The organism is Roseobacter sp. GAI101 (genome assembly GCF_000156335.1).
Taxonomy (GTDB): Bacteria; Pseudomonadota; Alphaproteobacteria; order Rhodobacterales; family Rhodobacteraceae; genus Sulfitobacter.
In genome coordinates, this window is record NZ_DS999213.1 from 1,382,898 (window position 1) to 1,409,004 (window position 26,107).

Consider the following 26,107-nt stretch of genomic DNA (forward strand, 5'->3'; position numbering starts at 1 on the left):
GTATTCCTTATAGTTCCGGGGTGATCAGGTCGATGACCGGATCCGTGATATGAAGTTCAGCATCGGTCAAATTTTGCAGGTCTTCCAGCGAAATCTGCGGCAGTTTTTCGCGCAGGACGAAACGTCCGCCTTCGATATCGACCACCGCAAGGCTGGTATAGACGCGCGTGACGCACGCAAGACCGGTCAACGGAAAGATGCATTTTTCGACCAGTTTCGGTGCGCCGTCTTTGGTGACATGGTCGGTTATCACCGCGACACGCTTGGCCCCGTGGACCAGATCCATGGCACCGCCCACCGCTGGCACGCCCTTGGCCCCGACGCGCCAGTTCGCCAGATCACCGTTTTGCGCGACCTGATAAGCACCCAAGATGGCCACGTCCAGATGCCCGCCGCGCACCATCGCAAAGCTGTCGGCGTGATGAAAGAAAGACGCGCCCGGGTTCAGCGTCACCGCGCGTTTGCCCGCGTTGATCAGATCCCAGTCTTCCTGCCCCGCTGCGGGGGACGGACCAAAGCCCAGAATGCCGTTTTCGGTGTGAAAGATGGCCTGACGGCCTTCGGGCTGGTACTGCGCAACCTTTTCGGGGAAGCCGATGCCAAGATTGACATAAGCACCGTCATGAATGTCTTGCGCCGCGCGCCACGCAATTTGCGCGTTCGAGAGTTTATGATCGGTCATGGGTACACTGCCTCCGCACGGATCAGCAGCTCTTCTTGCTGCGGGTTGGGGATTTCGATGATCTGGTCGACGAACAGCCCCGGCGTGATGACGTGTTCGGGGTCAATCATCCCGGCCTCGACGATCTGGCTGGCCTGCACGATGGTCGTCTGGGCCGCGGCACACATCAGCGGGCTGAAATTGCGCGCGGTTTTGTTATAGGTCAGGTTGCCGTGGCGGTCGGCCTGTTCCGCCTTGATCAGCGCAAAATCGGCCTTGAGCCAGCGTTCTTGCAGATAGGTACGTCCATCGAAATCACAGGTAGGCTTGCCGATCGCCAGTTCGGTCCCGACCCCCGTGGGCGTGTAGAACCCCGGAATGCCGGCACCGCCCGCGCGGATGCGTTCGGCCAGGGTGCCTTGAGGGACCAGCTCAAGCTCGATCTCTCCGGCCAGATATTTTTCGTTGAAGGCACGCGGGTCAGACGACCGTGGAAACGAGCATATCATCTTGGCCACAAGCCCCGCGTCGATCATCGCCGCGATACCGATGCGGCCGTTGCCTGCGTTGTTATTGACGACGGTCAGATCCTTGGCACCGTGGTCGATCAGCGCGTGGATCAGCTCGATCGGGGCACCTGCGCCGCCAAAGCCGCCGATCATCACCACCGCCCCGTCCGGGATTTGCGCAACCGCAGCGGCCGCACTCGGGATTGTCTTGTCCATCTCATCCTCCTGTTTTGCGGAAGGGGTAAGGCTGACGGCCCTCGACAGCAAATCAATTTGTGCGTTATATGCTATTTGTTGACATATCGCACAATGAGGCCGCCAATGGCGCAACGTGACATCATGAGCGGCCTTGCCAAAGGTCTGGCCGCGATCGAGACTTTCACCGCCGATACCCCGCGCCAATCCATCGCGCAGGTCGCCACGGCCAGCGGGCTCGACCGGGCCACGGCACGGCGTTGCCTGCTGACCCTCGCCCATCTGGGCTTTGCCGACTATGACGGGAAGTTCTTTACGCTGACGCCCCGGATCATGCGGCTTGGGACGGCCTGTCTTGCCACGATGCCCTTGCCGCAAATCATGCAGCCGATGCTGGACCGGCTGTCGGATGATCTGGGCCAAAGCACATCGGCGTCGATCCTTGATGGCGACGAAATCGTCTATATCGCCCGCGCCGCACAGCGCAAAGTCATGTCGATATCACTGACGCCGGGATCACGCCTGCCCGCCCATTGCACGTCGATGGGCCGGGTCATGTTGTCCGCCCTGCCGGAAGATCAGGTCGCGCGCGCACCGCTTGCCGCCCGCACCCCCCGTACGATCACCGACAGGGCAGCGCTTTTGGCGGAACTGGCGCGCGTGCGCAGCCAAGGATATGCCGTGATTGACCAAGAGGTCGAACTGGGCCTGATATCTATCGCCGTGCCCTTGTATGACGCCCGCAGCCGCGTTGTCGCCGCGCTGAACATCGGGCTGTCGTCCCACCACGCCGACGCCGGGCAGCTTGCCGAATTGTATCTGGATAAACTGACAGCGATCCAGTCAGAGCTGCGCAAGGTACTGATTTAACGGGGCTTGCGACGGGCGTGCCCCTCACAAGCGCCAATGGTGAACGCAGACCTTAGCCCGCTGCGACCTGATCGCGCAGCAGACGGCGCAGGATCTTGCCCGAGGCGGATTTGGGCACCTCGTTGACCCACCGTATCTGGTGCAACTGCTTGTAGGTCGACAGTGTTTCTTTGAAATGCGCGTGGATGTCCGCGTCCGTCGGGGCATCCTTACCCGCCACCACAAAGGCAATTGGCACCTCGCCTGCGTCGTCATCGGGAATGCCGATCACTGCGGCATCGATGATCCCGTCCATGGCGACAAGCGTCGCTTCCAACTCGGCCGGAGCGACCTGAAAGCCCTTGAATTTGATCAATTCCTTCAACCGGTCGACGACGAACATATAGCCGTCTTCGTCAATCAAGGCGATGTCACCGGTGCGCAGCCAGCCGTCTTCGACGATCGTTTCGGCAGTGGCCTTGACGTTGTTCAGATAGCCCTGCATGACCTGCGGGCCTTTCACCCAAAGCTCGCCCTCCTGACCTGCGGGCAGGTCCTTTCCGCTTTCCACATCGACGATCCGGCACAGCGTTGACGGCGCGGCCAGCCCCGAGGCCCCCGACCGCGGTCTGCTGGCGGGAATAAGATGGGACACGGGGCTTAGTTCGGTCATGCCGTAGCCTTGCAGCGTGATGCAGTTCAGCCGCGCGGAAATGGCATCGGTTAGCTCGGCCCCCGAAGGTGCCGCCCCGATCAACACCTGTTCAAGATGCGACAGGTCGTAATCATCCACCATCGGGTGCTTGGCCAGGGCCAACGCCACAGGCGGCACTGTCCACATGCGTCTGGACTTATGATCCTGGCTGATCTGCAGGAACATCGCCAGGTCAAAGCGCGGCATGGTCACGATGCCCCCTAGGGCAAGGTGGATGTTCATCACCAGGTTCATCCCGTAAATGTGGAAAAATGGCAGGAAGGCGGCGGCGACCTCGCCCGGTCTGAATTCGGATCCGGTGATCGACTGGTCCATGTTCACCACAAGATTGCGGTGCGACAGCATCACCCCTTTGGGCAGGCCCGTGGTCCCTGACGAATAGGGCAAGACCAGCGTATGCACGTCCAGATCAACAGGGACTTGGGCCATGATCGGATCGCCGAACAAGGCGTCATATTCCCGTGTACCGATGGCCACGACATGCAGATCGCCAGCGCCCTCTGTCGCCGTTGCCATGAAGTCCGGCACGGTGATCAGCATCTCCGCACTGGAATCAGCCAGCTGGTGTTTGACCTCGCTGGCCGTGTAGGTCGGGTTCAGTGTCGTGATCGTGCCCCCAGCCCAGGCCACCGCATGAAAAATCACGCAATATTCAGGAAGGTTCGGTGCCATCAGCGCAACCGTATGCCCCGCCCCAAAGCCTGCGGCCGTCAGCCCGCCGGCCATTCGCTGCACCTGATCAATGAATTGCCGCGCCGTCAGGCTGCGCCCGGTCGGGCCGTCGGTGACGATGGTTTCATCCAGACGGTCCCCGAGATGGGAAAAAACATGCTGGGTGATCGTGACGTCACGCAAAGGGACATCGGGAAAGGGGCTGCGGTATATCGTCATGGTTTCCTCCTCGGGGTGGGATGAATGTCCGTCCCGCTTTGGTCAGGCGCAGGCGGCATTTCGTTGACATCCATTACGACCCATTCAGCGGCGTTTGTCTAATGAAACGGCATCCCTGTGGGGCACAAAGGCAGCGCGATACGGGCCGGGGCACGCCATCGGCACCTAACGCGACGCGATCGACTGCTATTTTATGTGCGGCTGATTGGGATAGGCATGCGCGGCAAGAATGGTCGCAACGGCGCGGGTCGCGCGTTTTTCGGCGTCCTCAAAAGGATAGAGTGACACACCAAGCTGCACGCGAACCATCCCCAACCCTTCGAGCAAGGCCAGAAAATCCTCGGCAATATCAGAGGCATCAGCATCATCCGACACAAGCTGATGTGCCTGAGCATGTTGGATGATCTTGCTGATTTTCCTCAACGTCTTCGCATGGGCGGCCTGATAGAAAAGACGCCCGACCTGCGGGTTGCCACGCGCTTCCTCGTGGATCAACCGGGCAAATTGTACCGTGTCGGGCTGGTTCAAAAACCGCAGCAGTTTGATCCCAAATTCGCCAAGGGCCCCCCGCAGATCCTCAAGCGTTTCGATCTGCGGCGGGGCGTCGGCGTTGAATTTCATCACCTCGGCTTCGGCGACAGATTTCAGGACGTCGTTCATGTTCGCGAAATGACGATACAGCGTCGCCTTGGACACCGCCGCCTCTTTGGCAAGCATATCCGTCGATACCTTTTCAAAGCCGTGCTTGAAAAACAAATCGCGCGCTGCGGTCAAAATGCGCATCTGGGAAGGGCTGGTGGTCATATTTGCTGCATAATGCCCGCGCATCGAAAAGAGAAGTACCAGACAGTACTCTTTCTGCTTGCCTTCCACCCGTGGCGCGATAAGTACCGCGCAGTACTCTACATGGATGCCTGATATGAAACGCTTTGCCGCCCTTGCGATCTGCCTGTCTCTTGCCGCCCCGCTGACCGCGCAACAGACCCAGGACCTGACCCCTTCGGGGGATCCGGCCCCGATGCGCGCGGTCAAACTGCTCAGGGCGGGCGGCGACACCGCACAGCTGGAGCGGATGTTCTTCGGACAGGTCGTGGCGCGGGAAACCGTTGATTTATCCTTTGAGGTCGGCGGGCGGCTGACGATGTTCGACGCACAGGAAGGGCAGTCCATTGACCGCGGCGTGCAGATTGCCGGCCTTGAAAAGGCTGCCTTCGAACGCGCGGTCGAACGGGCGGAACTTGAACTGGCGCAAGCCGAACGCGCCTTGTCGCGCGCCCAGACCCTTGCGCAATCCAACGCGGTTTCTGAGACGCAGGCGGAAAACGCACTGACCGCGCGCGACCTGGCCGCCGTATCCCTGCGCGAGGCGCGCGATGCCCTGGCCGACACGGTGTTGGTCGCGCCGTTCAAGGCGCTGGTTGCCTCGCGGCTGACGCCAAATTTCTCGAATGTGACGCCCGGCCAGGCGATCGTGCGGCTTCATGACATGTCAGAGGTGCGCGTCGAAATCGATGTGCCCGAACGCCTGTTCCAAAGCCGGGGCAGCGCGGACGGAATTCGTTTTTTCGGTATATCGCCGCTGTTCAAAGGCGAAGTGCCCCTGCAACTGCGCGAATTCAATGCCGAAACCCAGAGCATCGGGCAAAGCTACCGCGTCACCTTTGCCCTGCCTCAGTCTGATGTGCCCGCTGCCATCATTCCCGGCGCTTCCATGACCGTGGTTGCGCGGTCCAGTGGCCTTGCCGCCAGCGAAATTGTCCTGCCCCCCTCTGCGGTAAAGATGACCGGCGAAGCGGCGCAGGTTCTGGTCTATAGCCCGGTAGAAGACGGCGCAGGTGATAATGAAACAGGCACGGTGTCGTGGATGCCGGTCACCGTGTCTTCCTCAAATGGCACGCAGATCGCAGTAAACGGGATAGACCCCGAAACCATGATTGTGGCCGCTGGCATCCAGCTTTTGCACGAGGGCGACATCGTGCGCCCTTTCATCGGCCTGAGCGCGGAGTAACCGGATGAAGATCGCACGGTTTTCGATTGAATATCCGATATATACGTGGATTTTCATGCTCTTTGCGCTGTTTGGCGGGCTGATCGGCTACATGTCCGTCGGCAAGCTTGAAGACCCCACCTTTACCGTGAAATCCGCCCTTGTGATAACGGCCTACCCCGGTGCCACTGCGGCAGAGGTCGCGACTGAAATCTCAGAGGTGCTCGAGGCCGAAATCCAGCAGATGGACGAGGTCAAGACCGTCACCTCGCGCAACACCCAAGGCGTGTCCGTGATCGAGGTCGAAGTCGAGGACCGCTTTGACGGAGAAGCTTTGCCGCAGATTTGGGACGACCTGCGCGACCGCGTGACCGACGCCCGCAGCGCATTGCCGGACGGGGCGTTGCCATCAACCGTTAACGATGATTTCGGCGATGTTTTCGGCATTCTATACGCTGTGTCTGCACCGGGGTTTTCCGATGCTGAAATCTGGGACATCGCCACCTTCATGCGGCGTGATTTGCTGACGGTCGACGGGGTCGCCAATGTCGATATCAGCGGCCTGCCCGAAGAGGCGATCTTTGTCGAACCGTCATCGCAGATCGTGTCGACGCTTGGCATCGACCCGTCGGTGATCATCAGCGCGATAAACACCTCGACCGCGATCAACCCCACGGGTTTTGTCCCCAACGGCAGCGCGAACCTGCGGATCGAAGGCCCCTCGGCCGAGGACAGCGTGCGCGAGATCAGCGGGCTGACCTTCGGGTTTCAGGGTGAGGTGCTGAACCTGCTGGATTTTGCCGACGTCAGCCGCGCCCGTGTCGACGCCCCCGACCACATCCTGCGCCACAATGGCCAAGAGGTGTTCACGCTTGGTGTGTCAGGCCAGCTGTCGGAAAACATCGTCACGGTCGGCCAGCGTGTCGAGGCCGAGTTGAAAGCGCTCGAAGAATTCCTCCCCCTCGGTGTCACGGTTACGCCGATCTATGAGCAACACCGCGTTGTGGACGCGGCAAACAGCAGTTTCATGATCTCGCTGGCGCTGTCCGTGGGTGTCGTGATTGCCGTTCTGGGCGTTTTCATGGGGCCAAGGGCGGCGATCGTGGTCGGCGTATCCTTGTTGCTGACCGTCACCGCGACGTTCTTTTTCATGTATCTGTTCGATGTCAAAGTTGAACGGATCAGCCTGGGGGCCTTGATCATCGCGATGGGGATGCTGGTGGACAATGCCATCGTCATTGCCGAAGGGATGCAGCAAGAGATGCGCAAGGGGCACGCATCCGTCGACGCGGCTGACTCTGCAGCGCAAAAGACGCAGATCCCCTTGCTGGGGGCGACGGTCATCGGGATCATGGCCTTTGCGGGCATCGGGTTGTCACCGGATGCCACGGGCGAATTCATGTTTTCGCTGTTCGCGGTCATCAGCATTTCACTGCTGCTATCATGGATCGTGTCAGTCACGGTGACGCCCTTGCTGGGCCACTACATGTTTCAGACCGGCGGGCTTGAGGGCGATGACACAGGCTATAACGGGCCGGTGTTTCGGGCCTATGGCAGCCTTGTGCGCGGCGCATTGAAACTGCGCTGGCTGGTGATTGCAGGGCTGATCGGGACGACTGTTGTCTGTGTGATGGCCTTTGGGCAGGTCAAGCAGCAGTTCTTTCCCCCGGCCACCACGCCGCTGTTCTATCTGGAATACAAGGCCGCGCAGGGCACCGCCATTCAAAAGGTATCATCGGATTTGGTCGCCCTCGAGGACTGGCTTTTGGCGCGCGAGGATGTGGCCGCCGTGACGACGACCATCGGTCAGGGCCTGACGCGTTTCATCCTGACCTATGACCCGCCCATCACCGACAGTTCCTATGGCCAGCTTGTGATCCGCGCCACCTCGCCCGAGGCGATCCCGGCCTTGCGCGCCGATCTGGACCAGTTCGCGGTCAAAGCGCTGCCTTGGGCGGAACTGCAAAGCAAGCGCATCATCTACGGGCCGCCTGTGACGTCGGACATCGCGGCGCGGTTCAGCGGGCCTGACACCCGCGTCCTGCGCGATCTAGCCGCCAAGGCCCAGGCGATCCTGCGCGATGCCAGCCCCCTGCTGCACAGCGAACACCAAGACTGGCGCGAGCCTGAAATCATCACCCGTCCGATCTATGCCGAAGACCGCGCCCAAGCCGCCGGGATCGGGCGCAGCGACGTGGCCAATGCCATAGCACTGGCCACCAACGGCATCCCTGCGGGCACCTATCGCGAACGCGACCGTCTGATCGACATCATCGTGCGCACCCCCCGCACCGAGACCGCCCGTCCCGGCCAATTGCTGGACCAGATCGTCTACTCAAACGCGATCGGGGGCTATCTGCCGCTAAGCCAGGTGATCGACGGCTTTGCCGTGGTGTCCGAAGACGCGGTGATCGAACGGCGCAACAGGGTGCAGACCATCACCGTGCAGGCCAATGTGATCGACGGGGTCACCCCGCCGACAGTGTTTCCGCAAATTCGGCCCCTGATCGAAGCGATAGACCTGCCCGCCGGCTATAGCCTTGAATGGGGTGGCGAATTCGAAAGCGCAGGCGACGCGCAGAAATCGCTGGGACGTCAGATGCCGATGGCCTTTGGCACCATGCTGGTGATCACCATCCTGCTGTTTGGCAAACTGCGGCAGACGGCGGTGATCTGGACGATCGTGCCAATGGCGATCAACGGCGTGGCCCTTGGATTGCTGTTCTCGGGCATCGCTTTCAGCTTTACCGCGATGCTGGGGCTTTTGTCCCTGTCGGGCATGTTGATCAAGAACGGCATCGTCCTGGTCGAGGAAATCGACGCCCAGAAGGCCGAAGGCCTGCCGCAGGATCAGGCGATCATCACCGCCAGCGTCAGCCGCCTGCGCCCGGTCGTGCTGGCTGCCGTGACCACGATCCTGGGCATGCTGCCCCTGCTGTCGGACGGATTTTTCGCGGCTATGGCCGTGACGATCATGGGGGGCTTGGGCTTTGCGTCGGTCCTGACGCTGATCGGCGTACCGGTGCTGTACCATACATATCTGCGCAAGGAACGCTTGGCAGATCAGCGCGCAGGGCAGCCGTCACAGCAGGTACCTGCCCCCGTCTAGGGGCGGACCGGACCGTCACGAAAATACGCGCAGGCTGATCGGGCCCGCGCGTCTGGATCATCGAACCGATGGTTTACGTGGCCGATGCGTCGGAATGGTATTGCGCCAGCAAGGCGACCTCGTCGCGTGACCCAAGAATGACCGGCACGCGCTGGTGCGGTGCTTCGGGATCAACCTCAAGTATCGGGCCGAACCCGGTCGAGGCCCCGCCGCCCGCGCTTTCGATGATCATCGCCATCGGGTTGGCTTCGTACATCAAACGCAGCTTCCCGCCCGCCTTTTGATTGTTGCTGTCTGCTGGGTACAAGAATACGCCGCCGCGGATCAGGATGCGGTGGATGTCAGCCACCATCGACGCGGTCCAGCGCATGTTGAACGACCGCCCTCGGGGGCCTTCCTTGCCGGCGACACATTCGTCGACGTAACGTTTGACCGGATCATGCCAATAGCGCGCCCGCGAGGTGTTGATGGCGTATTCAGATGTCTCGGCGGGTACGGTCATTTTTGGGTGCGTCAGGCAGAATTCACCAGTATCAGGCTGGCAGCTAAAGCCTGCGACCTCGTCGCCTTGGGTGATGACAAGCATCGTTGACGGCCCGTATACCGCATAGCCCGCGCAGATCTGATTGCGCCCGGCATGCAGAACGTTGCGGTCGCCATCGGCCTGCACCTGCATGACCGAGAAAATAGACCCCACCGACAGGTTCACATCCAGATTGGACGACCCGTCCAGCGGATCGAAATACAGCAGGTAATCCCCGATCTTGGGTTCTTTCAACCACGTGACCTCTTCGACCTCTTCGGACACCAAAGCGGCAAGGCGCGGACTGTTGGCGCATTCGCGTTCAAAAACGTCATTGGCCATGATATCAAGCGTCTTCTGCGTCTCGCCCTGCACGTTGGTTTGACCGGCCGATCCAAGGTTGCCTTCAAACGCGCCGGTGCGGACCAGACTTGCGATGGCGCGCGACGCTGTCGCGATGTCTTCAAGCAGGAAAACCAGATCGGGGTCATAGGCGTTTTGCATCAGATAGCTGCGCAGCGTGGGAGCGGTCATTCTATTTCCTTAAAATTCAGCGGTGCTTGGGGTCAGGGCCAGTCTGTCGCACCGCAAGGTGGCTTGTCCATGCCCGGCCGTTCCCGCGTGTCTGTGGTCCGAAATTGGCAGAATTGTACGGGGATAGAATAGAACCCGGCGCGCACTCCTGCAAGCCGCGCCTGAGGCTAACGGCAGTTCAATGGCCTGACGGGTTCAAATGGCCCGGCCTTCGGTCAAGCGTGTTCGAAAAGCAGGTTCTGCGCCTCGCCCCCCAAGACGGCCGGATTATACCCTTTCGACTGAAAGAAATCGCGCACTTGGGGTTCTGTCTGTTGGCTTACTTCGACGTAAACGGTGGGTTTGGCCACATCGAAAACAGCCCCCATTCCAGACAGGACATGTAATTCAGCACCTTCCACGTCGATCTTGATAAAGGTCGGGATGTCCTTGGAAAACGCGAGGATGTCATCTGCGCTGACGGTGGGGACAGTCACAGACTGGCGGGTGCCCCCCATCTGGCTGCGTCCGCCTGCGGATTCCAGCGCGTTCGATGCGCGCCCGCGCTCTGCGATCATGAATGTCGCAAACCCTGCCCTGTCCACAGGCGACCGGGATGACGCTTAAATTGGCCCCCAGATTATTTTCCGCGATCGTCCGGTTCACAATGCTCGCCAAGAAGACGTCAGGTTCAAATGCGTAGACTTTCCTGACCCCCATAAGCGCCGCTGAAAAGCTCATCACGCCGACATTTGCGCCGATGTCCCAAACGACGCTGTCAGGGCCCAGATGATCCGTGGCCAAGGCCTGAAGATCAGTGTCCCAACTGTTCTGCCCTTGAAGGTATTTGAGCTGGGCATCTGGCGAGTAGAAAATTTTATCGTCCGACCATTGAGCGTGGACTTGCGCCGCAGAACCTTTTGTCTGAACAGTGTCTCAACTATTTTTCTGACAAGCCGCATAAGCGCTCGCTCTGACTGGTACCGACCCTGAAAGTTCAATAAATGAGGGATATTTAGTCTTTAGCGCAGATATTTAGGCCTGAAACCTCAAAATGGGCCGATCACCAGTGTCTGTAAATTCGGATCAGGCCGTCACGTCACGCTGCGGCGCGCGGCCTTGCGGGTGACGTAAAGCCGGTTGCTGAAGGCCAGAACGAATACCGCCGTCAGGATCAGCACGATCGTAGGTGCGGGCGCGCTGTCGATAAAAAAGCTCAGGTAGGTGCCCGCCAGCATTGACAGGGTGCAAACCGCGACCGACACGATCAGCATCGGGCCAAAGCTGCGCACCACCAGAAACGCAATCGCCCCCGGCGTGACCAGCAGCGCCACGGCAAGGATCAGCCCCGTCGCCGTCAGCGTCGCCACGATGGTCAGCGACAGCACTGCCAGCAGGCCGTAGTGCAGCAGCCCGGTGCGCAATCCGCTAGCCTGTGCCTGTGCCGGATCAAAGGCATGCAGCAGCAGATCTTTCCATTTCAGCACCAGAAATCCCGTGACGAATAGCGAGATGATCCCGGCGGTCCACAAATCCTGCGTGCCGACCCCCAGCATGTTGCCGAACAGGATGTGATCCAGATGCTGGTTCGTCGTGATCGAGGTGTACATGATGATCCCCACCCCGAACATCCCCGAGAAGACGACCCCCATCACCGTGTCCTGCTTGATGCGGCTGTTGTAGCTTAGATACCCTGTCAGCAGGGCGCAGGACATGCCGGCGGCAAAGGCCCCGACGATCAGGGGAATGCCAGTGATCCATGCCAGCACCACGCCGGGCAGCACCGCGTGACTGACAGCGTCACCCATCAGCGCCCAGCCCTTGAGCACCAGAAAACACGACAAGAGCGCCGTAGGCGGCGCAACCAGCAGCACAATCCAAAAGGCGTTCTGCATGAAGGGGAACTGGAACGGAAATAGCAGCGTGTCGATCATGGCGTTTGCCCTTCGCGCAAGGTCTGCAAGGCGGCAGCGGCCTTGCGTCGGGCCGCGAGCACGCCGTGCTTGGGGGCAAAGACGAAGGCCAGCAAAAAGATGGTGGTCTGCAAGGTGACGATGACACCGCCCGTCGCACCGTCCAGGAAATAGCTGACGTAGGCCCCCAGAAACCCGGTCAGCGTGCCGATCAGCACCGAAACGATGATCAGACGCGGAAAGCGGTCGCACAGCAGGTAAGCCGTTGCCCCAGGTGTCACCACCATGGCGATCACGAGGAACGCGCCGACCGTCATCATCGCGGCCACCACGGCAGCGGACAGCAGCACGAAAAAGATCGCTTTCAACAGCTCAGGCTTCAGCCCGATGGAGCGTGCGTGGTTTTCGTCGAAAAACGTGACCATCAGGTCTTTCCACTTGAGCAGCAGGACCGTCATGCACACCACGCCGATGATCGTCAGTTGCACGATATCCTGCGGGGCGATGGCCAGAATGTTGCCCATGATGATGGTCTGGATACTGACCGACATGGGCGACAGCGACACCATGAACAGGCCCAGCCCGAAGAAGGATGTAAAGATGATCCCGATGATCACATCGATTTTCAGCCCCGACCGCCCCGACAGAAACAGCATCGCCCCCGCTGCCAGACCGCCCGCCAGAAACGCGCCAAGCGCAAAAGGCAGGCCCAGCATATAGGCCCCCGCGACGCCCGGCACGACGGAATGGCTTAGCGCGTCACCGATCAGGGACCAGCCCTTGAGCATCAGGTAACAGGACAAAAACGCGCAGACCGCACCGACCATCGCCGACACCCACATGGCGTTGAACATGTAGCCATAGCCAAAGGGTTCCAGAAGGACGTCGATCATTTATCCGCCTCGTCCGGCGCAAGGCGTTCGCCGTAATGGACGAAGGGGCGTTCGTCATCGGTGATGATGCGCACTTCGCGGCCGTCATCGTCGTCATGCAAATCGCTGCCGCCAAGGGTAAAGTGGCGCAGCACGCCGCCAAAGGCGTTTTCAAGGTTTTTGTGGGTGAACACGGTTTCCGTCGGGCCATAGGCAAGGATCGTGCCCTTGACCAGAACGGTGCGGTCGCAAAATTCGGGCACCGATCCCAGATTATGGGTCGATACCAGCATCACGCGGCCTTCATCACGCAGTTCACGCAGCAGACCGATGATCTGTTCCTCGGTCTTGACGTCAACGCCGGTAAAGGGTTCGTCCAGCAGGATCACGCGACCGTCCTGTGCCAGCGCACGCGCCAGAAACACGCGTTTGCGCTGACCGCCGGAAAGCTCTCCGATCTGGCGGTGGCGGAATTCTGTCATGTTCACGCGGTGCAACGCCTCGTCCACTGCGGCGTGATCGGCTGCCTTTGGACGGCGCAGAAAACCCATATGGCCATACCGACCCATCATCACCACGTCCTGAACCAGCACGGGGAAAGCCCAATCGACTTCCTCGGATTGCGGGACATAGGCCACCAGATTTTCGCGCAACGCCGCACGGACGGATTTGCCCAGCAATGTAATCTCGCCTGCTGCAGCGGGGACAAAACCCATGATCGCCTTGAACAAGGTTGACTTGCCTGCCCCGTTCACCCCGACCAAGGCCGTGATCGTGCCACGCGGAATTTCGAAGCTGGCATCATAAAGGGCCGTGTGCCCGTTTCGATAGGTGACGGTGACGTCGTGCGCCGCGATCCCGCTGTCTTCGGGCGCAAAATGTTCGGCTTGCGGCAACGGTTCAACGCTTTTCATGCGGGTATCCAGTCATTTAAGGTTTTCGGTCAGCCCGTCTGCCACAGTCTGCGCCGTGACACGCAACAGGTCCAGATAGCTTGGGACCGGCCCGTCGGCGGCGCTTAGGCTATCGACATACAGTACGCCGCCAAAGACCGCCTCCGTTTCACGCGCAATCTGTTTGGCGGGGGACGTATTCACCGTGCTTTCGCAGAACACCACGGGAATGTCGTTGGCGCGCACTTCGTCGATGACCTTGCGCACCTGCTGCGGGGTGCCGGTCTGGTCGGCGTTCATCGGCCAGAGGTAAAGCTCCTTCAGTCCGAAATCGCGCGCCAGATAGCTGAACGCACCTTCGCAGGTCACAAGCCAGCGCTTGTCTTCGGGAATATCGGCGATGCGTTCACGCAGCGGCGTGATCGTCTCGCGAATCCGGGTCTTGTAGGCATCGGCATTGGCCAGATAGGTCGCGGCATTTTCGGGGTCGTGCAGCACGAAGGCAGAGGCGATATTGTCCACATAGATCAACGCATTTGCCAAACCCATCCACGCATGCGGGTTCGGCATTCCCTCGTATCCGCCTTCGGCGATGGAAATCGGATCGATCCCATCGGTCAGGGTCACGGAAGGAATGTCGCCAAGGTTGGACAGAAATTGTTCGAACCACAGTTCAAGGTTCATACCATTCCACAAGATCAGGTCAGCATCCACCGCACCGACAATATCACGCGGTGTGGGTTCATAGCCGTGAATTTCGGCACCGGGCTTGGTGATGGACACCACCGTGGCCGCGTCGCCCGCAACCTGCTGTGCCATATCCGCCAGCACGGTAAAGGTCGTCACGACCTTGAAGTCCGCCCAGGCAGGGGCCGCCATCAGCACCGCTGCGGTAAATGCACCAAAAAAAGATCGTTTCATCATGTGTCCCCTACTGTCCCGGACCGGGCTGCTACTTGTTAATGCGAATAATTCGCAAATGTCAAACATGCGAATGCGAATAGGTCGCAAAAACTTGCAGACAAGGACAAAGCCGCTTAAACAGAGATCAACAAGGAAACGGTGAATGCTTTGAAGAACGGTCTCGACTACAAGCAGGTATTGCGCGACGCAGGGCTGCGGGTGACGCCACAGCGCGCATCGATCATCACGATTCTGTCCGAAGCCGATGATCACCCCAATGTCGAAGACCTGTACGAAAAGACCCGCGCGCTGGACGACACCGTGTCAGTCGCGACGGTGTACCGCACCATGTCGGTGCTGGAAAACGCAGGGCTGGTACGCAAGTTGATGCTGGACGACGCCCCTGCCCGCTATGAGATGATGCCGCAGACGGATCATGATCACCTCGTGGATGTGGAAAGCGGCGATCTGGTCGAAATCCCAGGTACCGAAATCGCCGAACTGATGGGCCGCGTCGCAGCAGAGCTGGGATATGAGATCGTCAGCCACCACACGGTGATCCGGGCCCGCAAGACCTAAGTCTTGGGGCAGTCCACCAGTGACCGCACCATGGCCGCCGCCCCCGCCGCGACGGTCCTTACCAGCACGTCTTCGGGGATATCACGGCAAAGCCAGTCGCGCATCGGGCCAAAGGCTGACAGGAACACCATCAAATTCGCCATGATATCCAGCCGCGCGTCATCGCCATCAAGATCAAGGCGCAGGCTCAGCTGGTCGGCAAGGTCCTTCATCGCAGCGAATTCGCGCATGTGCAGCGCCTTGCGATCGACCGCCTGCATATGCGGGACGCTGCGATAGGCCAGCAAGGTGCCTTGACGCTTTTTGGCCCAGCTCTCGCGGAAATACTCCTCAAGAGCGGCCTCAAGTGACAGGGATTGATCCAGCAGGATGACCGGCAGTGTCGGAACATCTTCGCGGAACCACAACTGGTTCAGCAGACGGCGCAGGATATCATTCTTGTTGGCGATATAGTCGTAAATGCTGGCCTGATTCACGCCGGACCCCGCGCAGATGTCGCGGATGGTGGTCGCGGCGAACCCCTTTTCAAGGAACAATTCAAGGGCTGCATCACAAATCTGTTCGCGTCGGCTGTGAATCAGGGATTTGTTCTGGACGTTTGTGATGTCCGCCTCGGCCAAGAATTGGGACCGCAGGGTTTGCAGGCGCTGGCCTTCATGGGGTTGAGTACTCGTGTCTGGCATTCACAGTTCCTTTTCTGTGTAAAACCTAACGTCTTTCGATATGTGAAACAACCGCGAAGCCACGTTGCGCCTCACCCCGTTTGAAACGAAAAATCCCCGCCTGGCGGATGCGCAAGCGGGGATCAGATTACATTCGGATAAAGTGAGTTCGGCTTATTCTTCCAGACCAAGCGCCACGAAGCGGGGGTCGCCTGCGCGGCGTACCAGCAGCAGAAGCGATTTACGCCCCGCATCCCGCGCCAGCGTTACGCTGTCCTCAAGGTCGGCGAAGGTCATGATGCTTTGCTGCCCCGCTTCGGTGATGATGTCCCCGACACGCAGGCCTTTTTCAAAAGCCTCTGACAGTTCGTCCACAGCCGTCACCGCAAGACCCGATGTCGACGCATCCGCCCCCAGTTCTGCGCGCAGATCGTCGGTCAGGGGCGTCAGGGTCAGGCCCAGCATCGAGTCAGTCGCCGGACCTTCAGTAGTGCCTTCCTCGGCTGGTTCTTCTTCGGTTGGCGCGGGCGCTTCAGCGTCCTCACGACGGCCCAGGGTCACCTTCAATGTCTGGGTTTTCCCGTCACGCAGGATGGTCACGCGTACGGCAGCCCCAACGGCGCTGTTGCCGACCTGACGTACCAGACCGCGGGTGTCTTCGACATCGACACCGGCAAAGCTCATGATGATATCACCGGTCAGCAGGCCCGCTTCCTTGGCGGGGCCTTCGGGTACATCGGTGACCAGCGCGCCGGTCGCTTTGGCCAGTCCCATGGCATCTGCCACGTCCTGTGTCACGTCCTGAATACGGACACCCAGCCACCCGCGGCGGGTCTCACCGAATTCCTTCAGCTGGTCCACGACCCGCGTCACGACATTGGACGCCATCGAAAAGCCAATCCCGATCGACCCGCCGTTGGGCGACAGGATCGCGGTGTTCACGCCGATCACGGCACCATCCATGTTGAACAACGGCCCGCCGGAATTGCCCCGGTTGATTGCGGCGTCGGTCTGGATGTAGTCGTCATAGGTTCCGGACAAGGCACGGTTGCGCGCGGAAACGATCCCGGCGCTGACCGAAAACCCCTGCCCCAGCGGGTTGCCCATCGCAATGACCCAATCACCGACCCGTGCTGCATTGCTGTCGCCAAAGCTGACGAAGGGAAGCGGGTTGGATGCTTCGACCTTCAGCAACGCGATGTCTGTGTTCGCGTCGGTACCGATCACTGTCGCCTTCAGCTCTTCTCCGGAAAAGAATTCGATCGTGATCTCATCCGCACCGTCGATCACGTGGTTGTTCGTCACGACATAGCCGTCTTCCGAAATCACGAAACCCGACCCAAGCGCCGAGGATTTGCGCGGTGCGGGTGCTTCGCCGTTGTTGTTGCGGTCGCGAAACTCTTCGAAAAAATCTTCGAAGGGGGAGCCTTCGGGCACGATCCCGCGCGGGCCGGTGCGCCCTTCGACCATCGTCGAGGTGGTGATGTTCACCACCGACGGGCTGATCTGTTCGGCCAAGGGTGCCAGGCTTTCAGGCTTTGCATAAGACATCACCGCTTGCAGCATCACAAAGGCCACCGCCAGCAGTCCCATCATCAGCAGCTTGATCCGCGGCGTCATTGCATTGGTTTTCGTCAGAGCTACGGCCTTGGGCTGCATTCATTGTCTCCTGATCATAGTCGGGGCAGATGCCCCAAGGGTTCGCGCACCAGAGTGCATCCGCAAGCGCGGTGCTGCAAGTTGTAAGATGTGTATCCTTTCGGTCATGTCAACGCGCGCTGACACATCCGTTACCAATTCGCAAAGATTTGAACGCTCGCCATTGCCATTCGCTTGTGCGACAGACGCAAAAAGGGCCGGCGCAGTGGCCAGCCCTTTGTCGTGTCGTCCTGACGTTGGTCAAGATCAGTTCTGTTCGCCTTCGGCCGACCTGCTGCCCTGATCCGAGCGCAAGTAGTTGAAGAATTCGCTGTCCGGCGACATCACCATTGTCGAATTCTTACCCTGCAAAGCGGCTTCATATGCGCTGAGCGACCGATAGAACTCGAAGAACTCCGCATCTTTCGAATAGGCTTCGGCAAAGATCTTGTTCCGCTCGGCGTCGGCTTCACCTTCGGTAATCCGCGCATCACGGCGGGCTTCCGACAGGATTTCCTCGTAGGTACGATCGGCAAGGGCCGTCACACGCTGCGCAGCTTCGCGGCCACGCGCCCGTTCGTCGGTTGCTTCGCGGGCACGTTCCGCGATCATCCGCTGCAAGGTCGCGTCAAAGTTCTGCTCTGGCAAGTTGGTCTGGCGCAACCGCACGTCAACCACATCAAGACCCAAAGCCTGCGCACGCGCATCAGAGCGTTCGCGGATCTGATCCATCAGCGCGGACCGTTCAGGCGACAGGATCGTGTTCGATGTCACGCCCTGAGAACCCAGAACCGCACGGATCTGACCGTCAAGGATACCGTTCAGCTGGATTTCGGCCTGACGGCCCCCATCGGCACCAAGCGCCTGACGGAACTGGCGCACGTCCGCGATGCGGTACAGAACGAATGCATCGACCTCTAGACGCCGATCATCTGCCGGGGTGACTTCGATCATGGGTGTCTCAAGCGACAGGATGCGGTCTTCGTAGCGCACCACTTCGTCCAGCAGGGGTATTTTGAAACCGATACCGGCGTCTTCACGTACCTGTTTGATCTGGCCAAAGCGCAGCACCAACGCCTTTTCACGCTCGTCTACGATAAAGATCGACGACAGGGCTACGACGATCGCGATAATGATCGCGGGAATGATGAAATTTAATTTCCGCATCAGTTTGATCCTCGGTTGGAATTGCGCAACTCGTTCAGGGGAAGATAAGGCACGACGCCCTGCCCGCCGCCCTCAGAGCTGTTTTCAAGGATGATCTTGTCCACATCGCCAAGGACCTTTTCCATCGTTTCGATGTAAAGGCGTTTACGCGTCACATCAGGTGCCGAGGCATATTCACGCAAGACCGCCTCGAAGCGGCTGGCCTCACCGACCGCGTCGTTGACCACCCGGGCGCGATAGCCTTCGGCAGCTTCCAGAAGCCGCGCGGATTCACCGCGCGCTTCGGCGGTGCGCTGGTTGGCGTAGGCATCCGCCTGACGTTCGACCCGGTCGCGTTCCTGTTCGGCGGCCTGCACATCGCGGAAGGCGTCAATGACCGATTCCTGCGAGGTGTTGCCCTGGGCATCCGTCACGGTGACGGTCTGTCTGGGCGGATCCACCTTGTTAAAGTTGACGCGGATGATGTTGATACCGGTCTGACGGTTGTCCAGCGTGGTCTGGATCAGCTCGCGCGCAGTTGCTTCGATTGTTGCACGGTCACGGTTCAGGATCGGTGCCAGTTCGGACTGGGCGATGATTTCGCGCATCGCGGATTCCGAAATCGCCCGTACGGACGCATTCGGATCACGCAGAGAAAATTTGAAGTCGCGTGCGTTTTTGACGTTCCAGACCACCTGAAAGTCGATGTCGACGATGTTTTCGTCCGTCGTCAGCATCAGACCTTCGTTATCGCCACCCGAGCGCCCGGCACCGATGGTTTCCGCGCGGTTGGTTGTCACGTCAAACACTTCGGCGGTCACAAATGGCCACGGGGCAAAGTTCAAACCTTCGGTGCCGATGCTGGAGAATTTACCCAGGAACAGTTCAATCGACTGCTGTTCGGGACGAACCGTGTAAAAGCTGGCCATGCCCCAGACAACGACTGCGGCCAATGCGCCAAGGCCGATGGTGCCACGGGTCAATTTCGGCCCGCTGCCACCGCCGTCGCCGCCCGACCCGCCGGTGCCACGATTGCCACCTTTGCCGCCCATCAGAACGCGCAACTGTTCCTGGCCTTTTTTTACCAATTCATCAATTTCGGGAATCTGTGGTTTTTCACCACCGGGGCCCCTGCCCCCGCCAGTTGGTCGGTTGCCGTTTGGCCTGTTCTGGTCACCACCAGAATTTCCGCCGCCTGAGTTTCCTCCGCCGCCCCAAGGGCCGCCTGTGTTTCCAGCCATTAACTCTTCCCTGTTACGACCGCCTGTGCGGTCTTATCTTGTTCAAACTTGGGCATCGCTGCCCGGATTTCAAGCCGTGCGCGTCGGGGTGCGCATGGTGACCAGTTCTTCGGACATGGTCGGATGCACGGCGCAGGTCGCATCGAATTGCTCTTTAGTCAGGCCTGCCTTGACGGCGATCCCCACCAACTGGATCAGCTCGCCCGCATTTGGTGCGACGATGTGGCACCCCAAAACAACGCGGGTTTCCTGACACACAATCAGTTTCATCATCACGCGCTGGCTCTGATCGGCAAAGGCGGTCTGCATGGGCCGGAACGATGTTGCGTAGATTTCGACCGGACCTGCATCGCGCGCGTCTTCTTCGGACAGGCCCACAGTGCCCATTTCCGGCTGCGTAAAGATCGCCGAGGGGATCAGATCGTGATCCACGGGTGTCGGGTTCGCAGCAAAGACGGTCTGCACGAAAGCCATGCCTTCGCGGATCGCCACCGGCGTCAGGTTCACGCGGTTGGTCACGTCACCGATCGCATAGATCGACGGCACGCCGGTCTGGCTGTACTCATCAACTTCGATCTCTGCCCCCCGGCCAAGGCGCACACCGACCTCTTCGAGGCCCATGTCATGGGTCATCGGGGTCCGGCCCGTTGCGAACAGAACCATATCGAATACTTTTTCGCCCCCATTGGTGGATTTCACCCAGATCGGCCCCTGTGTGCCCTGGCGCGCCGCCGCGTTATGCCGGTTCAGCTCGCCCGCCTGCTCGGAGGTGGCCCCCATCGCTGCATCGGAGTTGCTGGGCGTGCTGCCTTCGTGACGCTCGGCTTCCAGTGCCATTTCGACGATGTTGGTGCCGGTGTGGATGTCGATGCCATTTTCACGCATCGATTCAGCGACCAGGCCACGGGCTTCGTCATCAAAACCGCGCAGAATCTGGGCACCGCGGTAATACTGCGTCACCTCGACGCCAAGCCCCTGCAAGATGCAGGCGAATTCGCAGGCGATATAGCCGCCACCGATGATCAGAATGGATTTCGGCAGCTTTTCCAGATGGAAGATATCGTCGGACACGATTCCCAGATCGGCATTCGGAAGATCGGGGCGCACGGGACGGCCCCCGGTTGCGATCAGGATGTGCTTGGCGGTCTTCACCTCACCGGTCGACAGTTCAACCGTGTGCGCGTCCTTGACCCTGGCACGCGCGTCAAAAGTCTCGACGCCGGACCCCGACAACAACTTGCGGTAGACAGCCTCAAGACGGTCCAGTTCACCGTGCAGTCGCTTGCGGAAAGAATGCCAGTCAAACGTGCCGGGCTTGATGTCCCAGCCATAGGATTGCGCTTCCTCCGCCATGCCGGAATAGCCCGATGCGAACACCATCAGCTTTTTGGGCACGCAGCCGCGGATCACGCAGGTCCCGCCATAGCGGTCCTCTTCGGCCAAGCCTACCTTGGCACCATGTTCGCTTGCCGCGACCCGCGCGGCACGGACCCCGCCAGAACCGCCACCGATGACAAACAGATCAAAATCGAATTCACTTACTTGGTCGGGCATTGGGCCGGGGCCTTTCTATTATTTAGTCGCTCAGGTCCGTGAACAGATTGTCTGTCTCGACGAAATCAAGCCTATCACGGTCAACCGTCCCCGCATTGATGTCGCGCACTTCGACGCGGCCATCGCCGAAGCCGATTACCACTGCATCACAGATATCAATGAACAGCCCGTTTTCAACAACGCCGGGCATCTGGTTCATCACCAGCGACAACTGGCGCGCATTGCCAATCCGGTTCAGGTGCAAATCCATGATGTAATTGCCTTCGTCGGTGATGAAGGGAATGTCACCGTTCATCCGCAGGGTCGACGTGCGCCCCAGCACATCCATCGAGATCAGCGTTTCTTCGACCAGCGCCTGCGTGGTCTGCCAGCCAAAGGGGATCACTTCGATCGGCAGCGGGAAGGCCCCGAGCGTTTCGACCTCTTTGCCGATATCGGCGATCACCACCATTTGATCGGAGGCGGTCGCCACGATCTTTTCTTGCAACAAGGCACCGCCGCCGCCCTTGATCAGGTTCAGTTCACCGTCAAATTCATCGGCACCGTCGATGGTCAGATCCAGCCACTTCGCCTCGTCCAGGCTGATGACTTCGATCCCGACCTCGCGTGCCAGCTGCGCCGTGCGTGTCGATGTCGGCACGCCCTTGATGCGCAGACCGTCGTCGCGCACCATTTCGCCAAGACAGCGTACCAGCCACGCGGCGGTTGAGCCGGTGCCAAGTCCGACACGCATGCCGTCTTCGACAAATTGCGCTGCCCGTTTGGCAGCGACAAACTTGGCCTTATCAATGGGTGATAATTCTCCGGACATGGTAGCGACTCCTGATTGATCGACGCCCTTATAGACGCACCCGCCGGAGGGTGCGACCCCTCAAAATCGGGTTCTCTGGCTTGGGCGGGCTCGCAAAAACGGCTTTTGACTGGATACCCCCCTGCTACGGGCTACCTAAACTTCATACCAAGCGTACTTTTGAAAGTATTGCACATGTTGCAGATGCCCCATCCAATCGTCCCCCACACACAGGAAACCACCTGCGTGACCCTCGCCGGGATCGGAACAGCCTTGCCGCCGCACAAGCTGCCGCAGGCGATGGCGCAAGACTATGCCCGCGCCCTGCTGGGCGACCGCTATACACATTTTGAACGGCTTGCCCCGGCGTTCGAGAATGCCGGCGTCGATATGCGCCATCTGGTGCAGCCCGTTGCGTGGTACGAACAGGACCACGGCTGGGCGGAACGCGGCGCGGCCTATATGGAAACCGCCCCGCGGATGTTCATTGATGCGGCACAGGCCGCCCTGACAGACGCCGGTTGCAGCGCGGCAGAGGTTGACGTCATCGTCACCGTCTCATCTACCGGTATCGCCACACCGACCCTTGAAGCGCAAGCCTTCAAGGCAATGGGGTTTCGGCAGGATGTGCAGCGCGTGCCGCTGTTCGGGCTTGGCTGTGCAGGCGGCGTGACGGGGCTGTCGCTGGCCCGCAGGCTGGCGGCCTTACGGCCCGACCAGACCGTGTTGATGGTCGCGGTCGAAGCCTGTTCGCTGTCGTTCCGCACGGACCGCCTGCAAAAGGCAGACATCATCGCGACCGTCCTGTTTGGCGACGGGGCCGCGGCGGCGGTGCTGAAGTCGGGCACGTCGCAGGATGCGGGGGCCGTCACCCTGGGCGACGGTCAGGAACATATCTGGCCGGATACGCTGGGGATCATGGGCTGGGATGTGGACGAGAACGGGTTGGGCGTTGTGTTTGACCGGTCCATTCCCAACTTTGTGCACGACAACTTTCGCGCGGCCCTTTTGGCGATGCTCGACCGTGCAAACTTGCCGCTGAAGGACATCGACAGGTTTGTCTGTCACCCCGGCGGGGCCAAAGTGCTTGGGGCGATCGAAAGCACCATGAACCTGCCTGACGGCAGTCTTGACGCCGAACGCGACACCTTGCGCGCGGCGGGCAACATGTCCGCCCCCACGGCGCTGTTCGTTCTGGACCGCGTGCTGAAGTCCGGGCAGACGGGGCAACTGGCACTTTGCGCGCTTGGCCCCGGCTTCACCGCCGCGCTTTTGCCGATAAAGGTCGCATCATGACCCTTGGAACATTTCTTTTCCTTGGCTTTATCGTCGTCCAAAGACTGGCCGAGCTTGTGATCTCGAAACGTAACACAGCCGCCCTGATGGCCAATGGCGCACGAGAAGTCGGGGCCGGACATTATCCGGTGATGGTGGCGCTGCACAGCGCCTGGATGCTTTGCCTGCTGGTGTTCGGCCACTCTGAGGAGATCCATCCGCTTTGGCTGGCACTCTATGCCGTGCTTCAGGTTTTCCGCGTCTGGATTCTGGGCACACTTGGCCCGCGATGGACAACACGGATTATCGTGACTGACACACCATTGGTCACCAACGGCCCGTTCCGTTTTATACCCCATCCGAACTATACTCTGGTCGTGTTCGAAATCTTTGTCGCGCCCATGGTCCTTGGCCTGCTTTGGGTCGCGCTTGTATTCAGCCTGCTGAACGCAGCCATGCTATATCATCGGATCCGTGTAGAAGACGGTGCGCTGCGCCCAAACTAAGCGCGTTTTCCCGCTTGGTCTTCTTCAATGCACTTGGATATGTCGTTTTCAATCGCACTGCCCGCCTGCGATCGGTTAACACAGCGGCATGAGCACCTATATCCTTCATTATGCGCCAGACAACGCGTCGCTTATCATCCGATTGGCGCTCGAGGCATCGGGCCAGCCCTATCGCGCCGTTCTGGTTGATCGGGCGACATCGGCGCAGACCTCGGATGCATATCTGGCACTGAACCCGCATGGCCTTATCCCGGTGCTGGAATGCCCGGATGGTGCGATCTTTGAAACCGGGGCAATTCTGCTTTGGCTTGCGGACCGGCAGGGCGGATTGGCACCGGAAACTGACAGCCCCGAACGTGCGGATTTCCTCAAGTGGTTGTTTTTCATATCGAATACCGTTCATCCGGCGTTACGCATGACGTTTTATCCGGAAAAATATGCAGGCGCGGACCCGGCCCATCAGGCAGCCTTGCGATCCACCATGCAAGCGGCCCTGTCGCGTCATTTGAAATCGCTTGATGAACGGGCTGCAAAGGGGCCCTTTGACATGGCAATCCAGTTTTATCTGGCCGCATTGCTGCGCTGGTGCGTGCTCTATCCCGTGCAAAAGGATCATGACTGGTTCGACCTTGACGACCTGCCCCATCTCAAAGCAATGTGCCTGTCGCTTGAGACCCTGCCTTGTACGATCGCCGCCCAAGAGGCCGAAGGTCTTGGCCCCACGCCGTTTTCGGCACCGCGTTACGCAACCCCACCCCAAGGAAGTGCCACCTGATGTTTCTCTCTGTCTTCGATATGTTCAAAGTCGGCATCGGTCCGTCTTCCTCGCACACCATGGGGCCGATGGTGGCTGCGGCACGGTTTCTGGACCAGATGCGCGCATCGCCGTTCAAATTCGCAGGGCTGCGCGCGTCGCTGCATGGCAGTCTGGCCTTTACCGGCGTCGGGCACGCCACAGACCGCGCGACGGTGCTGGGTCTGGCCGGGTTCACGCCGCAAGACTATGACCATGCCCTGGCCGAAACGACCCTGGCCGAGATACGGCAAACCCGCCAGATTACGCTGTCTGATCTTGGGGTGCTGACCTTCAACCCCGAAACGGACATAATCTTTGACTACGATGTGAAGCTGGCTGGCCACGCCAATGGTATGATGCTGATGGCCACCGACGCCCAGGGCGACGTTACCCTGCGCGAGACGTATTATTCCATCGGCGGAGGTTTTGTGATGACCGAAGCCGAACTGGCGGCGGGCAAGGCTACGGACGAAGGTGCGCCCGTGCCCTACCCCTTCAAGACCGCGACAGAAATGCTTGAGATGGCAAAGATATCCGGCAAGACCATCGCAGGCATGAAACGCGCCAACGAGGAATCGCGCGGCGGCGCGGCGCATCTGCGCGACGGGTCCAAACGGTTGTGGCAGGTGATGAACGATTGCATCAACCGCGGACTGGAAACCGATGGCATCCTGCCCGGCGGGCTGCATGTAAAGCGCCGGGCCAAAGGCATTCACGATGCCCTCTTGGCCGAGCGTGGCACGAACCAGCAAGCGCCCCATACGATCAACGACTGGATGAGCGTCTATGCCATGGCGGTGAACGAGGAAAATGCCGCCGGTGGTCAGGTCGTCACGGCCCCCACCAACGGGGCCGCAGGCGTGATGCCCGCGACCTTGCGCTATTACCTCGATCACGTGCCTGGCGCGTCCGAAGCGCATATCGAAGATTTCCTGCTGACGGCTGCGGCGATTGGCGGTCTGGTGAAATTCAACGCCTCGATCTCGGGTGCCGAAGCAGGCTGTCAGGCCGAGGTCGGATCGGCCGCCGCCATGTCAGCCGCTGGCTTGTGTGCCGTCCTGGGGGGTACCCCGGAACAGATCGAAAATGCAGCCGAAATCGCGCTGGAACACCATCTGGGCATGACCTGCGATCCGGTCCGCGGGCTGGTGCAGGTGCCCTGCATCGAACGCAACGGCCTTGGCGCGATCAAGGCGGTATCGGCGGCGTCGCTGGCGCTGCGCGGTGACGGCACGCATCTTGTGCCACTGGATGCCTGCATCGAAACCATGCGCCAGACCGGTGCCGACATGTCCGAGAAATACAAGGAAACCTCGCTTGGCGGTTTGGCCGTCAACGTGCCGAATTGCTGATCTGACGCAGCGGCAGCGCGCAAAGCCCCGCTTGA

The 26,107-nt window shown here is 60.0% G+C and carries 23 protein-coding genes and 1 pseudogene; 8 read left to right on the forward strand and 16 right to left on the reverse strand.

Annotated features, from left to right (window positions below; all coding sequences use genetic code 11):
• Positions 1-7: 7 nt before the first annotated feature.
• Positions 8-682 (reverse strand): CoA transferase subunit B, encoded by a 675-nt coding sequence (locus RGAI101_RS06475; RefSeq protein ID WP_008227106.1) that lies wholly within the window; start codon positions 680-682, stop codon positions 8-10.
• Positions 679-1,386, reverse strand: coding sequence for a 3-oxoacid CoA-transferase subunit A (locus RGAI101_RS06480; protein WP_008225165.1), 708 nt, complete (start codon positions 1,384-1,386; stop codon positions 679-681). The genes RGAI101_RS06475 and RGAI101_RS06480 overlap by 4 nt, the downstream gene beginning before the upstream one ends.
• A 105-nt stretch (positions 1,387-1,491) precedes the next feature.
• On the opposite strand from RGAI101_RS06480, the gene RGAI101_RS06485 reads away from it, so the two are divergent.
• A complete protein-coding gene (locus tag RGAI101_RS06485) occupies positions 1,492-2,235 on the forward strand; it encodes an IclR family transcriptional regulator domain-containing protein (protein WP_008226912.1) in 744 nt (247 codons plus the stop codon).
• A gap of 52 nt (positions 2,236-2,287) precedes the next feature.
• Here RGAI101_RS06485 and RGAI101_RS06490 read toward each other — a convergent pair whose 3' ends face one another.
• Both RGAI101_RS06490 and RGAI101_RS06495 read right to left on the reverse strand, forming a co-directional pair.
• On the reverse strand, positions 2,288-3,820 hold the full coding sequence (locus tag RGAI101_RS06490) for an AMP-binding protein (RefSeq protein WP_008226839.1): 1,533 nt from the start codon (positions 3,818-3,820) through the stop codon (positions 2,288-2,290).
• Positions 3,821-4,006: 186 nt separating this feature from the next.
• Positions 4,007-4,624 (reverse strand): TetR/AcrR family transcriptional regulator, encoded by a 618-nt coding sequence (locus RGAI101_RS06495; protein WP_037229182.1) that lies wholly within the window; start codon positions 4,622-4,624, stop codon positions 4,007-4,009.
• Between the two features lie 115 nt (positions 4,625-4,739).
• On the opposite strand from RGAI101_RS06495, the gene RGAI101_RS06500 reads away from it, so the two are divergent.
• Positions 4,740-5,828: an efflux RND transporter periplasmic adaptor subunit gene (locus RGAI101_RS06500; RefSeq protein WP_037227567.1), complete on the forward strand. Its 1,089-nt coding sequence runs from the start codon at positions 4,740-4,742 to the stop codon at positions 5,826-5,828.
• Between the two features lie 4 nt (positions 5,829-5,832).
• Positions 5,833-8,916 carry an efflux RND transporter permease subunit gene (locus tag RGAI101_RS06505; RefSeq protein ID WP_008225865.1) on the forward strand — a complete coding sequence of 1,028 codons (3,084 nt, stop codon included), beginning with the start codon at positions 5,833-5,835 and terminating at the stop codon, positions 8,914-8,916.
• Positions 8,917-8,989: 73 nt separating this feature from the next.
• On the opposite strand, the gene RGAI101_RS06510 is transcribed toward RGAI101_RS06505, so the two are convergent.
• The 6 genes and pseudogenes from RGAI101_RS06510 to RGAI101_RS06535 form a co-directional block, all read right to left on the reverse strand.
• Positions 8,990-9,973: a class 1 fructose-bisphosphatase gene (locus RGAI101_RS06510; protein WP_008228876.1), complete on the reverse strand. Its 984-nt coding sequence runs from the start codon at positions 9,971-9,973 to the stop codon at positions 8,990-8,992.
• A gap of 215 nt (positions 9,974-10,188) precedes the next feature.
• A pseudogene (locus RGAI101_RS06515) lies at positions 10,189-10,693 on the reverse strand (FkbM family methyltransferase).
• Between the two features lie 353 nt (positions 10,694-11,046).
• Positions 11,047-11,886: a metal ABC transporter permease gene (locus RGAI101_RS06520; RefSeq protein WP_008227053.1), complete on the reverse strand. Its 840-nt coding sequence runs from the start codon at positions 11,884-11,886 to the stop codon at positions 11,047-11,049.
• A complete protein-coding gene (locus tag RGAI101_RS06525) occupies positions 11,883-12,758 on the reverse strand; it encodes a metal ABC transporter permease (RefSeq protein ID WP_008228432.1) in 876 nt (291 codons plus the stop codon). Before RGAI101_RS06525 ends, RGAI101_RS06520 begins: the two co-directional genes overlap by 4 nt.
• Positions 12,755-13,651 carry a manganese/iron ABC transporter ATP-binding protein gene (locus RGAI101_RS06530; protein ID WP_008228235.1) on the reverse strand — a complete coding sequence of 299 codons (897 nt, stop codon included), beginning with the start codon at positions 13,649-13,651 and terminating at the stop codon, positions 12,755-12,757. Before RGAI101_RS06530 ends, RGAI101_RS06525 begins: the two co-directional genes overlap by 4 nt.
• Before the next feature lie 12 nt (positions 13,652-13,663).
• Complete coding sequence (locus tag RGAI101_RS06535) at positions 13,664-14,554, reverse strand: metal ABC transporter substrate-binding protein (protein WP_008228068.1); 891 nt, start codon at positions 14,552-14,554, stop codon at positions 13,664-13,666.
• 138 nt (positions 14,555-14,692) lie between these two features.
• On the opposite strand from RGAI101_RS06535, the gene RGAI101_RS06540 reads away from it, so the two are divergent.
• Positions 14,693-15,112: a Fur family transcriptional regulator gene (locus tag RGAI101_RS06540; protein ID WP_008225206.1), complete on the forward strand. Its 420-nt coding sequence runs from the start codon at positions 14,693-14,695 to the stop codon at positions 15,110-15,112.
• Here RGAI101_RS06540 and RGAI101_RS06545 read toward each other — a convergent pair.
• From RGAI101_RS06545 to rpiA, 6 genes are all read right to left on the reverse strand, one after another.
• Positions 15,109-15,795 carry a TetR/AcrR family transcriptional regulator gene (locus RGAI101_RS06545; RefSeq protein WP_008228544.1) on the reverse strand — a complete coding sequence of 229 codons (687 nt, stop codon included), beginning with the start codon at positions 15,793-15,795 and terminating at the stop codon, positions 15,109-15,111. The genes RGAI101_RS06540 and RGAI101_RS06545 overlap by 4 nt on opposite strands.
• A 153-nt stretch (positions 15,796-15,948) precedes the next feature.
• Positions 15,949-17,433, reverse strand: coding sequence for a Do family serine endopeptidase (locus RGAI101_RS06550; RefSeq protein WP_008226683.1), 1,485 nt, complete (start codon positions 17,431-17,433; stop codon positions 15,949-15,951).
• A 246-nt stretch (positions 17,434-17,679) separates the two neighbouring features.
• On the reverse strand, positions 17,680-18,579 hold the full coding sequence (gene hflC / locus RGAI101_RS06555) for a protease modulator HflC (protein ID WP_008225572.1): 900 nt from the start codon (positions 18,577-18,579) through the stop codon (positions 17,680-17,682).
• On the reverse strand, positions 18,579-19,799 hold the full coding sequence (gene hflK / locus RGAI101_RS06560) for an FtsH protease activity modulator HflK (protein ID WP_008228674.1): 1,221 nt from the start codon (positions 19,797-19,799) through the stop codon (positions 18,579-18,581). The genes hflC and hflK overlap by 1 nt, the downstream gene beginning before the upstream one ends.
• A gap of 69 nt (positions 19,800-19,868) precedes the next feature.
• A complete protein-coding gene (locus RGAI101_RS06565) occupies positions 19,869-21,353 on the reverse strand; it encodes an FAD-dependent oxidoreductase (protein WP_008225466.1) in 1,485 nt (494 codons plus the stop codon).
• A 22-nt stretch (positions 21,354-21,375) separates the two neighbouring features.
• Positions 21,376-22,164, reverse strand: coding sequence for a ribose-5-phosphate isomerase RpiA (gene rpiA / locus RGAI101_RS06570; protein ID WP_008226131.1), 789 nt, complete (start codon positions 22,162-22,164; stop codon positions 21,376-21,378).
• A gap of 174 nt (positions 22,165-22,338) precedes the next feature.
• Between rpiA and RGAI101_RS06575 the strand changes: the two genes are divergently transcribed.
• The 4 genes from RGAI101_RS06575 to RGAI101_RS06590 all read left to right on the forward strand — a co-directional run bounded on the left by RGAI101_RS06575 (position 22,339) and on the right by RGAI101_RS06590 (position 26,072).
• Entirely contained in the window at positions 22,339-23,439 is a 1,101-nt protein-coding gene (locus RGAI101_RS06575) for a type III polyketide synthase (RefSeq protein ID WP_008226224.1), read from the forward strand.
• Complete coding sequence (locus RGAI101_RS06580) at positions 23,436-23,924, forward strand: isoprenylcysteine carboxyl methyltransferase family protein (RefSeq protein WP_008227817.1); 489 nt, start codon at positions 23,436-23,438, stop codon at positions 23,922-23,924. The genes RGAI101_RS06575 and RGAI101_RS06580 overlap by 4 nt, the downstream gene beginning before the upstream one ends.
• Positions 23,925-24,012: 88 nt before the next feature.
• A complete protein-coding gene (locus RGAI101_RS06585) occupies positions 24,013-24,699 on the forward strand; it encodes a glutathione S-transferase family protein (protein WP_008229074.1) in 687 nt (228 codons plus the stop codon).
• Complete coding sequence (locus RGAI101_RS06590) at positions 24,699-26,072, forward strand: L-serine ammonia-lyase (RefSeq protein ID WP_008226663.1); 1,374 nt, start codon at positions 24,699-24,701, stop codon at positions 26,070-26,072. The genes RGAI101_RS06585 and RGAI101_RS06590 overlap by 1 nt, the downstream gene beginning before the upstream one ends.
• The last annotated feature ends 35 nt before the right edge of the window (positions 26,073-26,107 follow it).

Bases quoted from the DNA above. Each gene is read 5' to 3' on its own strand.
- RGAI101_RS06475 (WP_008227106.1), bottom strand. From the start codon at position 682: ATGACCGATCATAAACTCTCGAACGCGCAAATTGCGTGGCGCGCGGCG.
- RGAI101_RS06480 (WP_008225165.1), bottom strand. From the start codon at position 1,386: ATGGACAAGACAATCCCGAGTGCGGCCGCTGCGGTTGCGCAAATCCCG.
- RGAI101_RS06485 (WP_008226912.1), top strand. From the start codon at position 1,492: ATGGCGCAACGTGACATCATGAGCGGCCTTGCCAAAGGTCTGGCCGCG.
- RGAI101_RS06490 (WP_008226839.1), bottom strand. From the start codon at position 3,820: ATGACGATATACCGCAGCCCCTTTCCCGATGTCCCTTTGCGTGACGTC.
- RGAI101_RS06495 (WP_037229182.1), bottom strand. From the start codon at position 4,624: ATGACCACCAGCCCTTCCCAGATGCGCATTTTGACCGCAGCGCGCGAT.
- RGAI101_RS06500 (WP_037227567.1), top strand. From the start codon at position 4,740: ATGAAACGCTTTGCCGCCCTTGCGATCTGCCTGTCTCTTGCCGCCCCG.
- RGAI101_RS06505 (WP_008225865.1), top strand. From the start codon at position 5,833: ATGAAGATCGCACGGTTTTCGATTGAATATCCGATATATACGTGGATT.
- RGAI101_RS06510 (WP_008228876.1), bottom strand. From the start codon at position 9,973: ATGACCGCTCCCACGCTGCGCAGCTATCTGATGCAAAACGCCTATGAC.
- RGAI101_RS06520 (WP_008227053.1), bottom strand. From the start codon at position 11,886: ATGATCGACACGCTGCTATTTCCGTTCCAGTTCCCCTTCATGCAGAAC.
- RGAI101_RS06525 (WP_008228432.1), bottom strand. From the start codon at position 12,758: ATGATCGACGTCCTTCTGGAACCCTTTGGCTATGGCTACATGTTCAAC.
- RGAI101_RS06530 (WP_008228235.1), bottom strand. From the start codon at position 13,651: ATGAAAAGCGTTGAACCGTTGCCGCAAGCCGAACATTTTGCGCCCGAA.
- RGAI101_RS06535 (WP_008228068.1), bottom strand. From the start codon at position 14,554: ATGATGAAACGATCTTTTTTTGGTGCATTTACCGCAGCGGTGCTGATG.
- RGAI101_RS06545 (WP_008228544.1), bottom strand. From the start codon at position 15,795: ATGCCAGACACGAGTACTCAACCCCATGAAGGCCAGCGCCTGCAAACC.
- RGAI101_RS06550 (WP_008226683.1), bottom strand. From the start codon at position 17,433: ATGCAGCCCAAGGCCGTAGCTCTGACGAAAACCAATGCAATGACGCCG.
- hflC (WP_008225572.1), bottom strand. From the start codon at position 18,579: ATGCGGAAATTAAATTTCATCATTCCCGCGATCATTATCGCGATCGTC.
- hflK (WP_008228674.1), bottom strand. From the start codon at position 19,799: ATGGCTGGAAACACAGGCGGCCCTTGGGGCGGCGGAGGAAACTCAGGC.
- RGAI101_RS06565 (WP_008225466.1), bottom strand. From the start codon at position 21,353: ATGCCCGACCAAGTAAGTGAATTCGATTTTGATCTGTTTGTCATCGGT.
- rpiA (WP_008226131.1), bottom strand. From the start codon at position 22,164: ATGTCCGGAGAATTATCACCCATTGATAAGGCCAAGTTTGTCGCTGCC.
- RGAI101_RS06575 (WP_008226224.1), top strand. From the start codon at position 22,339: ATGTTGCAGATGCCCCATCCAATCGTCCCCCACACACAGGAAACCACC.
- RGAI101_RS06580 (WP_008227817.1), top strand. From the start codon at position 23,436: ATGACCCTTGGAACATTTCTTTTCCTTGGCTTTATCGTCGTCCAAAGA.
- RGAI101_RS06585 (WP_008229074.1), top strand. From the start codon at position 24,013: ATGAGCACCTATATCCTTCATTATGCGCCAGACAACGCGTCGCTTATC.
- RGAI101_RS06590 (WP_008226663.1), top strand. From the start codon at position 24,699: ATGTTTCTCTCTGTCTTCGATATGTTCAAAGTCGGCATCGGTCCGTCT.